This window comes from Mangrovimonas cancribranchiae, from assembly GCF_037126245.1.
In the GTDB taxonomy this organism is placed as follows: Bacteria; Bacteroidota; Bacteroidia; order Flavobacteriales; family Flavobacteriaceae; genus Mangrovimonas; species Mangrovimonas cancribranchiae.
Genome location: NZ_CP136925.1, coordinates 1956790 through 1969361, shown reverse-complemented (window position 1 = coordinate 1969361; position 12572 = coordinate 1956790). Strand labels below are relative to the sequence as shown.

The window sequence follows — 12572 nt, the reverse complement described above, 5'->3', positions numbered from 1 at the left end:
TCACGGATTTAATATGGTTTTTAATTTCTTTTTTACACGATTCATTTTCACTCTTGCATTAACTTCGGTAATTCCTAAAGTCTCACTAATTTCGCTGTAATTCTTATCTTCCAAATAAAGGAGTACTAACGCTTTTTCAATATCGTTAAGCTCGTGAATAGCTTGATACATAAGCTTAAGCTGTTCTTCTTCGGTACGATCATACTCCTCAGCTTTTATTTTAAATTGAACCGTATCAAATTCTTGTGTCTTTACGCGTCTTGTCGATTTTCTATATAGTGTTATGGCGGTGTTAAGAGCCACACGATACATCCATGTGCTAAATTTGGAATCACCACGAAACTTTGGGTAAGCTTTCCAAAGTTGTATGGTTACTTCTTGAAAAAGATCGTTATGTGCTGCTTGATTATTGGTATAAAGCCTACAAACTTTATGCACGATATTTTGATGCTTTTCTAGTAATTCAACAAAACTATGTTCTAAAGACTTGCTCAAATATTTGTGGTTGGTGTTTAATGTATTTGTATACTAACTTCTTAAGTTGTTACAGTTTTAATCATTTTTTTGTTTTAAAATTCCCAAAACAATTAAAAGCTGAGCCAAACCGTAAGTAAGCATAATACTAATATTAGCAAAAGTAATAGGCTTGTGAAATTTGTTTAAAGCAAGAATACTATCTGAAGTCAAAAAAAGAAGTGCGCCTATAAAAACCAGTGTAAAACTAGTTTTAACAACTTTATTATATCTTAAGAAAGCTGCTGCTGCCATACTTAAAATAACAACCATATAAATAATAACAGGAATTAGCATATTACCTAGTCCACTTTCTAATTTAGTAAACAAAAATGCCGCATAACCTAGTAAAACAATTATAAAAAACCAGGCTTTAAAGAGTGGTTTCGCCCTTTTGGAAAACACTAAAACATACATAATATGTGCTATTAAAAAGGCCGCTAAGCCAAGTGTGAAAAAATGAGGAGATACATCCGGGAATAACAAAAAAATGTCTCCTAATAACGAAAAAGCTAAAGCTAATAATGTTAGATTTTGTACACTCTTATCTAAGTGAGAATTATTTTTCTTAAAAAAAATAATTAATGATAATAGAATTAGTGGTTTGGTAATATAGCGAAAAGAGTTCAGTTCCGATATACTTGAACAAAGAAGTTCTAAGGCTAATAACGTAATAAATAAGAAGATGAAATTTTTCTCTTTAAACATGTGTTTAGTCTCTTATAGTTTTTATAAAAGTATCTATTTTTTTAATACCAAACTTATTTAAATGCTTTATAAAAGCACTTCCAATTATGGCACCTTTGGCGTAAGTAGTCGCCTGTTTAAAAGTGGCGTTGTCCTTAATGCCAAACCCAACAATTCGAGGCGTGTTGAGTTGTAATGCCGAAATCCTATTAAAATATGCCATTTGTTCATCTCCAAAGCCCGATGTTTTTCCAGTTGTCGCTGCCGAGCTTACCATATAAATAAATCCGTTGGAAACTGAGTCAATATAACGAATACGTTCTTCAGAAGTTTGTGGTGTGATTAAAAACACATTAATTAGGCCATAACGTTCAAAAATGGTTTGGTATTCATTTTGGTAAACATCAACCGGTAAATCTGGAATAATCAGACCATCAATCCCAATGGCTTGACATTGTTTGCAAAATGCCTCAACACCAAATTGCAAAATAGGATTAAAATAACCCATAATGATCAAGGGAATAGATACGGTTTTTCTAATATTTTCTAACTGTTCGAATAACACTTCGGTGGTCATACCATTTTTTAAAGCTTGTGTAGAACTCGCTTGTATAGTTGGCCCATCGGCTAATGGATCGCTAAATGGCAAACCTATTTCAACCATATCAATACCCGATTGTTCAAGGTTTTCAAGAATGGTTGTTGTGTTTTTTAATTCAGGATAACCTGCTGTGAAATATATGGAAAGTAGTTTTTTGTCGCTCTGTAGAGCTTTGTTAATTCTATTCATTTTTATCTCATTTAAACATTGAAATAATTAATGTAATTGTCTAAATCCTTGTCGCCGCGTCCCGAAAGGCAAAGTACGACAACATCATTGGGTTTAAATTGTTTTTTGCTGAAAACAGCCAGGGCGTGAGCACTTTCAATGGCAGGAATTATACCTTCCGATTGGCAAAGTTCTAGTCCAGATTTCATAGCGTCATCATCAGTTACCGAGATAAACTCTGCGCGACCAGAGTCATACAAATGAGCATGCATTGGGCCAACACCAGGATAATCCAAACCAGCCGAAATGGAGTAGGGCTCGGTAATCTGGCCATCAGTTGATTGCATAAGCAGGGTTTTGCTACCGTGAATAATGCCTTCACGACCTAAAGCGGATGTTGCAGCACTTTCACCAGAATCTACACCGTGACCAGCAGCTTCCGCAGCAATAAGTTTTATATTGGTATCATCCAAAAAATGATAAAAAGCGCCAGCTGCATTGCTGCCGCCACCAACACAGGCGATAACATAATCTGGGTTACTACTGTTTTCGTGTTCTAATAATTGCTTTTGTATTTCTTCGGAAATCACACTTTGAAAACGTGCCACCATATCAGGATAGGGGTGAGGGCCAACCACGCTTCCAATAATGTAATGCGTATCCGTAGGATTGTTTATCCAGTCCCTGATGGCTTCATTGGTCGCATCTTTTAAGGTTTTGCTTCCCGAAGTTGCCGGGACGACCGTAGCACCTAGCATTTTCATACGGGCGACATTTGGTGCCTGTCGGTTGATGTCTATTTCCCCCATATAAACCACACATTTAATACCCATAAGCGCGCAAACTGTTGCTGTTGCAACACCGTGTTGTCCCGCACCAGTTTCAGCAATAATGCGTGTTTTGCCCAAGCGTTTTGCCATTAATATTTGTCCGATGGTATTGTTTATTTTATGCGCACCAGTATGATTTAAGTCTTCACGCTTTAAATAAATTTTGGTATTGTACTTTTTTGATAAGCGTTTGGCAAAATATAAAGGCGAAGGTCTGCCAACATAATCTTTTAAGAGTTGCTGAAATTCCTTTTGAAAATCGGTTTCAGCCATAATATTGAGGTAATTCTGGCGAAGCTCCTCAACGTTTGGGTATAACATTTCAGGAATGTAAGCACCGCCAAATTTGCCGTAAAAGCCGTTGTTATCTATGTTGTAACTCATAATAGAGATTTAAATTCAGTTAATGATTTGCCGTTTTTTAACCCTGGTTTAATTTCAAATTTACTGTTGACATCCACGGCGTGACATTGTTTTGAAGCCGATGTCTTAAAAAAACTGTTGAGGTTTTCAATGCTGTCCAATCCAATACCGCCACTTAAAAAATAAGGCGTTGTTGCAGTATAGTTTTTTAAAATATCCCAATTGAAAACATAACCGTTCCCACCAGGAAGCTTTCCCTTGGTGTCAAAAAGGAAGAAATTTACATAAGGCTCATAAGGTTTCAGCTTATCAAAATTAAAGGTGTCCTTAATTGAAAATACTTTTATGATTTCAATATCAGTTTGGTTTAATTTGTTGCAAAATTCTGGAGATTCTTGACCGTGCAATTGTACAACTTGTAAATCGTGTGTTTTTATTTTGGTTTTGATGTTGTCTAAGTTATCATTGACAAAAACCCCCACTTTTTTAATGGTTTTGGGAAGTTTTGGAATAGTTTTATCAAAATATCGAGGGGATTTTTCATAGAATATAAAGCCCAGATAATCAGGTTGCAGTTTGGCAACTTCTAGAATGTTGTCTTCGTATGTCATCCCGCAGATTTTTAATTTCATCGTTCCAGTTGTTTTATAAATTGTACTGCGCTGTTACCAGGGTTATCGGTTTTCATAAAATTTTCACCAATTAAAAACCCTTTATAACCAAATGGTTTAAGCGTTTTAATGGCTTTGACAGAACTAATACCGCTTTCAGAAACTTTCACAAAATCATTGGGGATTTGAGCGCTCAGGGTTTTACTAGTTTCCAAATTCACTTCAAAAGTTTTAAGATTTCTATTGTTTACACCTAGCATATCCAAACTTGGCATTATGGATTTATTGAGTTCCTCTTCATTGTGAATTTCCAGAAGTACTTCCAAGCTTAATTGTTTGGCAATTTCTGAAAATTGCTTAATCTCATCACGTGTTAATATGGCTGCTATAAGTAAAATGGCATCGGCACCATAAGCTTTGGCTTCTAAAATTTGATATTCATCAATAATGAATTCTTTTCTTAAAAGTGGTAGGTTGCAACTAGCTCTTACGAGTGTTAAATCGTCCAGAGATCCGCCAAAATACTTACCGTCGGTAAGCACGGACATCCCGCAAACACCAGCATTTTCATAACCTTTCGCAACCGCTTGCACATTTAATGATTGGTTGATGACCGATTTTGAAGGCGAACGCCTTTTGTGTTCGGCAATAATGCCCGAATGACTGTTTTTTAATCGTTTACTTAATGAGGTGGTATTGCGTTCAAACAACACCGATTGTTCGAGTTGAGATACGGGAATTAGAGCCTTTTTTAAAGCAATCTCCTGACGTTTGTCGGTAACAATTTGGTCTAAAATATTCATTTGCTTAATTGAATTAAGGTGTTGAAACTCGCTTTTGCTTTCCCGCTTTTTAAGGAATCGTGAGCCAAATTATAAGCGTCTTCCAAACTGCAGTGTTTTACAGTTGAAATAGCTAATGCCGCATTGGCACAAACCACATTGTTTTGGGCTTCGGTACCAAGACCGGAAAGGATATGGTCAAAGATTTTAGCTGAACTTTTAATGCTATTTCCACCGTGAATGCTAGATTGCTTAAAGGTATCGGAGTTAAAGTGTGAAGGTCTTAATATTCTTTCAGAATTATTTTTTACAACTTTGGCATTTCCCGTTAGGGAAATTTCGTCATAGCCATCCAAAGCGTGAACAATGCAATAGTTTTTGTCGGTTTTTTCGTATAGATAGGCGTAGAGGCGAAGCAATTCCAAATTAAAAACACCTACCAATTGATTTTTGGGGAATGCAGGATTTACCATAGGGCCAAGCATATTGAAAAAGGTTTTTACGCCAAGTTCTCGTCTTATAGGAGCCACATTTTTCATTGCGGGGTGAAATAACGGGGCGTGCAACACGCAAATATTGGCTTGCTCCAAACAGGTTTTTAAAAATCCTTCGTCATTACTGAATTTAACGCCAAAAAACTCCATAACATTACTCGACCCAGAAACCGAAGACACCCCATAATTACCGTGTTTGGTAACTTTTACACCAGCTCCAGCAGTGATGAATGACGCTAGAGTGGAAATGTTGAAGGTGTTTTTGCCATCGCCGCCAGTACCGCATAAATCTATGGTGTTGTAGCTTTCTAAATTTATGGGAATGCAAAGTTCCAACAAAGCGTCGCGAAACCCTTGCAATTCTTCAACGGTAATGCTGCGCATCATATATACCGTAAGAAAGGCTGCAATTTGGCTCTGGTTGTAATCGCCTTTGGAAATATTCACTAAAACCTGTTTGGCTTCTTCGGTGGATATATATTCGTGATTAATAAGTCTGTTTAATATCTGTTTCATTATTGTTCTCTTAACTATTTACCCAGTTTTTTAGCATTTGTTTGCCGTCTGGAGTCAATACAGATTCTGGGTGAAACTGAACCCCTTTTACGTCAAAAATTTTGTGCCTGAGTGACATCAATTCACCATTGTCATCAAACGACGTGGCCTCAAGAATCTCTGGAAGTTGCTTGTTGACCACCCAAGAATGGTAGCGTCCTACCAAAATATTATGTGGCAAGTCTTTAAAAATAGGCTCGTCGTCTACCGTTATGTTAATCTTGGTGGCCACACCGTGATGAACAGCGTCCAGATTGATGAGCGAACCTCCAAAAACCTCCCCAATGGCTTGCATACCCAGGCATACGCCCAAAATGCTTTTTTTACCAGCATAGTTTGCAATGATGTCTTTGAGTAAACCAGCTTCGTCAGGGATTCCAGGGCCTGGAGATAACAGGATTTTATCATAAGCTTCTACGTCTTCCAAATTTAGTTGGTCATTGCGTTTTACGGTAACTTTGCAATCCAAGTCTTCTAAATAATGCACTAGATTGTAAGTGAAGCTGTCGTAATTGTCGATTACTAAAACGTGTGTCATAATTAAATGTTTTCAGCAATTTCTAGCGCTTTTGTAAGCGCTCCCAGTTTATTGTATACTTCTTGTAATTCGTTTTCGGCATTGGATTTTGATACAATTCCAGCGCCAGCTTGCCAATGGAGTTTGTGGTTTTTGCTTAAAAAGGTTCTTATCATTATGGCGTGATTAAAATTACCGTTAAAATCCATAAATCCAATGGCGCCACCATAAAACTCTCGACTTGTGGTTTCATACTGCTCTATGAGTTGCATAGCTTTGTGTTTGGGTGCGCCACTTAGGGTCCCGGCAGGAAAGGTGTCAGTGACAACCTCCATAGTGGTAATATTGTCGTGGATTTTTCCTGTGACTTTACTCACCAAATGAATGACGTGCGAAAAAAACTGAATTTCCCTGTTGGTTTTTACGGAAACTTGACTGCCATGACGACTTAAATCGTTTCTAGCCAAATCCACAAGCATAACGTGTTCGCTATTTTCCTTGTCATCCTGTGCTAGTTTTCTGGCAAGTTCGGCATCTTTTTCATCATTTCCGCTACGTTTAAACGTTCCCGCAATGGGATGAATTTCAGCGGTACCATTATTTACGATAAGTTGGGCTTCTGGCGAGCTTCCAAAGAGTTTAAAATCGCCATAATCAAAATAAAATAAGTAAGGCGAGGGATTGATGCTTCTTAAAGCACGATACACGTTAAACTCGTCGCCTTTAAATTTTTGCGTGAATTTTTTCGACAATACCAATTGAAATACATCGCCGCGAGCACAATGTTTTTTTGCTAATTCTACGTGGTTTTTATAGTCATCGTCAGTTAGGTTGGAGCTTGGTTCTTCAGCTGTTGAGAAGTTAAAAACAGCGTGATTTCTTGCTTTGATAAGCTGATGGATTTGTTCAATGTTATTATCGTTATTAAAACAATGCGCAAAAATGTAAGCTTCGCTTTTATGGTGGTTAATGGCTATGATGTTTTTGTAAACGGCATAATAAGCATCTGGGATATCATTGTGATCGGCTTTTTTCTGAATGTCAATGTCTTCAAAATACCGCACGGCATCGTAGGCCAAATAACCAAAAATACCATTGTTGATGAATTTGAATTTTTTCTCGGCATCAACTTTAAAGCGCTTTGTGAATTTATGGATAGATTCAGAAATCTTTGTGTTTTGTCCTATGTTGGTGTTTAATATACTGCCATCTGGAAACTGTTCGGTTATGGTTTCATTTTGAACTTTTATAGACGCGATGGGGTTGCAACATATATACGAAAAGCTGTTGTCGTTGGCGTGATAATCGCTACTCTCTAATAAAATACTATTGGGAAACTTATCCCGAATTTTTAAGTAAATGCTAACAGGGGTTATGGTATCTGCTAGGATTTTTTTGTAATGTGTGTAAAGACTGAATTTTTTCATTTTTAAATAAAAAAAAGGCTTGTCGTGAATTGACAAGCCTTGATATTATAAGTTTTAAATATACAATAGGTTTACTTCACGAAAGTTGCGTTTCGAAAGTTCCACCACCAAGTATGATTTAAAATTGTGTTCATTAATAATTTAATATGGGTCAAAGATAGAAACGAAATTCAGTTTTTCAAACTTTTGTTGAAAATTTATTTTAGGCATACGAATATTAAAAGCAATAAAATTTTGTTAAATGAACAAGCGCTAAGGTTTGAAGTGTTTATTTTTAAACTTATGAAAAGAATTGTATTGGTAATTGCGACTATTGTATTGGTTGCTTGTAAAGAGAATAAAACAACACCTAATGCAGAAAAAGAAGGTGTTGAAACTTCAGAAGCTATAGATCTTGAGGTTTATGATTTTAAAGGGCTTGAAAAAATGCTTTCAACTCAAAGCGATACAACTTATGTGGTTAACTTTTGGGCGACTTGGTGCAAACCTTGCGTTAAGGAACTACCCTATTTCGAGAAGTTACGTAGTAATTACAAAGATAAAAATGTGGAATTACTTCTTGTAAGCTTAGATTTTCCTGCTAAGTATGAAAGCAAATTAAAGCCATTTATCAAGGAGCACAATCTAAAGTCGAAAGTGGTAGCATTGGACGATCCAGGTATGAACACGTGGATTCCTAAGGTGAATGAAAATTGGTCTGGAGCCATTCCGGCTACACTTATTTTTAACAAAACAGAACGTAAGTTTTTTGAAAAATCCTTCACTTACGACGAGCTTGAAACCGAACTCAAACCATTTTTAAACTAACATATTATGAAAACACTAAAATTTATTTTAGGAATTACTACAGTTGTGCTTTTTTCGGCATTTACTTTAATAAAAGATAATCAAGGCTATAAAGTAGGCGATGTAGCTACAGATTTTACATTAGAAAACATTGATGGTAAAATGGTATCATTATCCGATTATAAAGATGCCAAAGGCTTTATAGTTGTCTTTACTTGCAACACATGTCCTTATGCAGTAGCTTATGAAGACAGAATAATAGCACTCGATAAAAAATATGCTAAAAAAGGTTATCCTGTTATTGCTATTATGCCAAACAATCCAGAAGTACAATCAGGAGATCGTATGGAAGCTATGCAAGCTAGAGCTAAAGCTAAAGGGTTTACATTTCCGTATTTAATGGATAAAGGTCAGGAAATATATCCGCAATATGGCGCCACAAAAACACCACATGTTTTCGTGCTTCAAAAAGAAAACAAAGGAAATGTGGTAAAATATATTGGAGCTATTGATGATAATTATAAAGACGCTAATGCTGTTAACCAAAAGTATGTAGAAGAAGCTGTTGATGCTTTATTAGAAGGTAAATCTGTTAAAGAAACACATACAAGAGCTATTGGTTGTACTATAAAAGTATAACCGTTAAAAAAGAAACTAATTTTATTGAAAAAACCGAAGAAATAAGTCTTCGGTTTTTTTATGATAAATGTCTTTGTAAAACCTTAAATTTGCAAATAAAAAGATAATATGGCAGATTTAACACAAGACCAATGGTTAGCGCAATTATCAGAAGATGATAATGCAATTATTTTAGATGTAAGAACCCAAGAAGAGGTAGAAGGCGGAATTATCCCTAATGCCAAACATATAGATATTTATATGGGACAAGGATTTATAAATGAAGTAGAAAAACTAGATAAGTCAAAAAATTACTATATTTATTGTCGTTCAGGTAACAGAAGCGGTCAAGCTTGTGCTATAATGAACCAATTAGGATTTACAAACACCCATAACCTTCTTGGTGGTTTTAGCGAATGGGAAGGTGATGTAGAGAATATATAATTATGAAAAAATCAGCCTTTGTTTTAGTTTTACTTTCTATAGTTGCTATGTCGTGCATTAATAGGAGTGAAAATGTTAAAGTTGTTTCATCAGAAGAAATGCAAACATTACTCGATATGGATGATGTACAATTAGTAGATGTACGAACACCAGAAGAATATAATGAAGGCTATATAGACCATGCTCAAAATATAGACTATTACTCTGATACTTTTGAAGAAGATATTCTTGAGCTAGATAAAACAAAGCCTGTAATCGTGTATTGCAAATCTGGCGGAAGAAGCGCCAAATGCGCCGAAAAACTTATTAAAGCAGGTTTTGTAAAGGTTTACGATTTAGATGGTGGTATTTCACAATGGAAACATGAAGGCCATCAAGTTACCGTAAAGTAATAAAAAAAAAAGCCTCTCAAAGTTGAGAGGCTTTTTTTTTTATTTATATTGTCTTAGGCGAGTAAAACTTCCCCGCCATTAGGATATGCTACGGCAACCTTGGGAGTATCACCTAAGATATTAAATGAATAGTTTCAAGATTAATTCTATCTATTCACTTTTTATTTTAAGGGTTGTTGCTTAGTTATTCTTTAGTTTATTTTTATTGGGTATCGGCTTTATATTATGATGTTAAAAATCAATAATCTATTTATGAATAATCTTGATAACGTTCCAGAGGCACAAAAATGTATAGTAGGACTGCTAATAATTTGTATGGCCTTGATGGAGTTGGATATCAGTTCTTTATAGGTAGAGTACAATTTGGCGGAAATAATGCTTCTATTCCAACTTCATTCTTTACTGAGTTTTGGCACAATTTCTGATTTTTTAAACTAAACAAAAAATTATGATAAATACTGATATCCATAATAACAAAATAATTTTTGAAAACATAACTTTTAACTTATATAATCAATATTTTTTAGAAATTAAACAAATAATTTTTTTAAAAGAAAAAATGATAATTAGAGGTATGCCTAAAAGACAAAATACTCCTCCTTGTAATTATCTCGACGAAAATTTTAGCAGAAATAATATTTTTATTTTTAATTTTCAAGGTGAAATTCTTCATAATTTTGGCAGCAGAAAAGAGATTGATAATTTTATGTCATATCCCGATTATATTGAAATAAGAAAAGATTACCTAAAATTATACTATCAATCTAACTATGAAGTTTGGTATGATATTGACTCTGGAAAAAAAATAAAAGAAGAATATGTTTATAAAAAATAAAAATTATCCACAACAACATATGAGCAAAATAAGAGGGAAAGCCTTTTGAAATTCAAGGATTAAGTCCTTTAAATATAAAAAATAAATTAGCTTTAGACAATATTCCAGATAAAATAGTTGATGTTCCCGTTAATTACTCTGGGTCATTGTATAATTAAACAAGGATATTATGACTGATGTAGTGGTGGTAAGATTCACTATATTATAAATATAAACAAAGTGTGTAAATATTAATTAAAGCTAAGTATATAATTGCAAAAATGTAATGATTATTCTTTGGGATAACCACTTGTGTTTTAAGATAGTTTTTATATTATCAACAACCCATGTAAGGGTTGTTGATTAGTTGTTTTTTTATATTTGTAATGTAGTCTTGCTTCTCCGACTGCGGGTATCGCATTGCGACCTGAGGAAGAAAGGCTATTTTTTTATATTTGTATTGTCTTAGGTGAGTAAAACTCCCCCGTCATTAGGATTTGCTAAGGCAGCCTTGGGAGTGTCACCTAAGATATTAAGTGAATGGTTTCAGGATTAACTCCTAACTATTCACTTTTTGCTTTAAGGGTTGTTGCTTAGTTATTCTTTTGTTGATTTTTTTGGTATCGGCTTAATTTTATGAAGTTAAAAATCAACAATCCATTTATGAATAATCTTGACATTGCTAAAAATGTAAAACCTAGTTACAAAGGATCTCTAAGCCATGATTTAAACATGAGTTCTAAGGAAGTTGCATTATATATCAACCCTATTATTGCTGAAAACAGAAATATCTCTCTAGAAGAAGCCAAAAAGAAAAGCAAATTAAGGCCTGTTGAAGTGGTGTTGTTTTATAATAAAATAGGTGAACCGTTAAGGGATTGTACGTTAGTTTGAAAATGAGACAGCCTTAAAACCATTCCATTTCATATATAGCGTGAAATTTAATAACTTCTGATAATCACTTCATCCAGTTTGTTTTTAATTTATTAGTTTTATCTGCTTATTAATTATTCATATCAATAGTTGGCAAACATTTAAAATGAAATACAACAAGACTTACCTACTTCTATTTATTTTATGCTTTTTCTCTTGCAAAGAGGCAAAGGAAACTTATACTGAAAAAGTAATCTCTCAAAAATTTGCGGAAAGAATGTGGATTGAAAGTTCTGATTCCCTAAACGGAGTAACATTCTTAAAAAATCAAATTGCTTTTTTTAACAATATGAAGTTCACTTCGGATAGTATATATGACTATTCTGTTATCCAAAGAATTAAGTACAAAAATGGAAACAAAACAGAAGAAGGAATTTATCTAAAGAGAACTCAATTATATGACACAATTTACAATGAGCTTGTAAAATATAATGATACAAGTTTCGTAATCAAACGAAATAATAGAATAGAAACATTCATAATGGAATAAAAGAAAAATATCACTGCCCCTTTAATATTAAAACAAAAACGATTTGCCAACACCGGCTATAGTTCATTGCTTCTGACTTTCCTTGCGGAAAGTCCTCGCGGATTTTCACGCAACGAAACCATAGCCAAAACCGTTGTACGCAAGTTGAGCAAAGAAACGGAATTTGACGATAAAAAAAATTAATTAAAATGGCATTTGGAGCAGGACACGTTCAGGATATGAATAATCGGATGAAACAAAACCGAGCACAACGTCCATCAAATCGGCCAAAGTTTAAAGAAAATAATCGTGATGGAATTTACTCAACTGACAAGAAAACGGAACGACCGAATTTTAAAACTGTACCTGAAAAAGAACTGACTGAAATAAAAAAAAGGATTCGCAAACGTGCTGAAAAGAAACAAAGAAAAGAGCGATTAATTTTCGGAATTTTTATTGTTTGCGGATTGATTTCAATAATTGGAATTTTAATATGGTTGAATTAAAAAACCTGCGTACAACAATGTATAACCGCAATTACGGCGGATTCGACTACGTCCGAATCCAC

At 34.5% G+C, this 12572-nt stretch carries 17 protein-coding genes; 8 read left to right on the top strand and 9 right to left on the bottom strand.

Translation table 11 applies throughout. The features are described 5' to 3' along the window. The 9 genes from R3L15_RS08955 to R3L15_RS08915 are packed head-to-tail and all read right to left on the bottom strand — an operon-like array spanning position 1 to position 7548. Positions 1–495, bottom strand: a complete 495-nt coding sequence (locus tag R3L15_RS08955; RefSeq protein WP_338731218.1) for a sigma-70 family RNA polymerase sigma factor — start codon at positions 493–495, stop codon at positions 1–3. Positions 496–552: 57 nt separating this feature from the next. Further along, the gene (locus R3L15_RS08950; RefSeq protein ID WP_338731217.1) at positions 553–1221 is read right to left on the bottom strand and encodes a lysoplasmalogenase; all 669 of its coding nucleotides are present in this window, start codon (positions 1219–1221) and stop codon (positions 553–555) included. A 4-nt stretch (positions 1222–1225) separates the two neighbouring features. Further along, positions 1226–1990: a tryptophan synthase subunit alpha gene (gene trpA / locus R3L15_RS08945; protein ID WP_338731216.1), complete on the bottom strand. Its 765-nt coding sequence runs from the start codon at positions 1988–1990 to the stop codon at positions 1226–1228. 11 nt (positions 1991–2001) lie between these two features. After that, complete coding sequence (trpB, locus tag R3L15_RS08940) at positions 2002–3183, bottom strand: tryptophan synthase subunit beta (RefSeq protein ID WP_338731215.1); 1182 nt, start codon at positions 3181–3183, stop codon at positions 2002–2004. Beyond that, a complete protein-coding gene (locus R3L15_RS08935) occupies positions 3180–3794 on the bottom strand; it encodes a phosphoribosylanthranilate isomerase (protein ID WP_338731214.1) in 615 nt (204 codons plus the stop codon). The genes trpB and R3L15_RS08935 overlap by 4 nt, the downstream gene beginning before the upstream one ends. Further along, entirely contained in the window at positions 3791–4576 is a 786-nt protein-coding gene (gene trpC, locus R3L15_RS08930; RefSeq protein ID WP_338731213.1) for an indole-3-glycerol phosphate synthase TrpC, read from the bottom strand. Before trpC ends, R3L15_RS08935 begins: the two co-directional genes overlap by 4 nt. Beyond that, positions 4573–5565, bottom strand: a complete 993-nt coding sequence (trpD, locus tag R3L15_RS08925; protein WP_338731212.1) for an anthranilate phosphoribosyltransferase — start codon at positions 5563–5565, stop codon at positions 4573–4575. Before trpD ends, trpC begins: the two co-directional genes overlap by 4 nt. A gap of 10 nt (positions 5566–5575) precedes the next feature. Beyond that, positions 5576–6142 carry an aminodeoxychorismate/anthranilate synthase component II gene (locus R3L15_RS08920; RefSeq protein ID WP_338731211.1) on the bottom strand — a complete coding sequence of 189 codons (567 nt, stop codon included), beginning with the start codon at positions 6140–6142 and terminating at the stop codon, positions 5576–5578. 2 nt (positions 6143–6144) lie between these two features. Further along, positions 6145–7548 carry an anthranilate synthase component I family protein gene (locus R3L15_RS08915; protein ID WP_338731209.1) on the bottom strand — a complete coding sequence of 468 codons (1404 nt, stop codon included), beginning with the start codon at positions 7546–7548 and terminating at the stop codon, positions 6145–6147. Positions 7549–7830: 282 nt separating this feature from the next. On the opposite strand from R3L15_RS08915, the gene R3L15_RS08910 reads away from it, so the two are divergent. The 8 genes from R3L15_RS08910 to R3L15_RS08875 all read left to right on the top strand — a co-directional run bounded on the left by R3L15_RS08910 (position 7831) and on the right by R3L15_RS08875 (position 12510). After that, a complete protein-coding gene (locus R3L15_RS08910) occupies positions 7831–8355 on the top strand; it encodes a TlpA family protein disulfide reductase (protein ID WP_338731208.1) in 525 nt (174 codons plus the stop codon). A gap of 6 nt (positions 8356–8361) precedes the next feature. Beyond that, the gene (locus R3L15_RS08905) at positions 8362–8973 is read left to right on the top strand and encodes a thioredoxin family protein (protein ID WP_338731207.1); all 612 of its coding nucleotides are present in this window, start codon (positions 8362–8364) and stop codon (positions 8971–8973) included. Positions 8974–9081: 108 nt separating this feature from the next. After that, a complete protein-coding gene (locus R3L15_RS08900) occupies positions 9082–9396 on the top strand; it encodes a rhodanese-like domain-containing protein (RefSeq protein ID WP_338731205.1) in 315 nt (104 codons plus the stop codon). Between the two features lie 2 nt (positions 9397–9398). Next, positions 9399–9788 (top strand): rhodanese-like domain-containing protein, encoded by a 390-nt coding sequence (locus tag R3L15_RS08895; RefSeq protein WP_338731204.1) that lies wholly within the window; start codon positions 9399–9401, stop codon positions 9786–9788. Between the two features lie 448 nt (positions 9789–10236). Continuing rightward, on the top strand, positions 10237–10623 hold the full coding sequence (locus tag R3L15_RS08890) for a hypothetical protein (protein WP_338731202.1): 387 nt from the start codon (positions 10237–10239) through the stop codon (positions 10621–10623). Between the two features lie 642 nt (positions 10624–11265). Next, positions 11266–11496: a hypothetical protein gene (locus tag R3L15_RS08885; RefSeq protein ID WP_338731200.1), complete on the top strand. Its 231-nt coding sequence runs from the start codon at positions 11266–11268 to the stop codon at positions 11494–11496. A 145-nt stretch (positions 11497–11641) separates the two neighbouring features. Continuing rightward, positions 11642–12025, top strand: a complete 384-nt coding sequence (locus tag R3L15_RS08880; RefSeq protein ID WP_338731199.1) for a hypothetical protein — start codon at positions 11642–11644, stop codon at positions 12023–12025. A 188-nt stretch (positions 12026–12213) separates the two neighbouring features. Next, the gene (locus R3L15_RS08875) at positions 12214–12510 is read left to right on the top strand and encodes a hypothetical protein (protein ID WP_338731197.1); all 297 of its coding nucleotides are present in this window, start codon (positions 12214–12216) and stop codon (positions 12508–12510) included. Positions 12511–12572 lie beyond the last annotated feature (62 nt).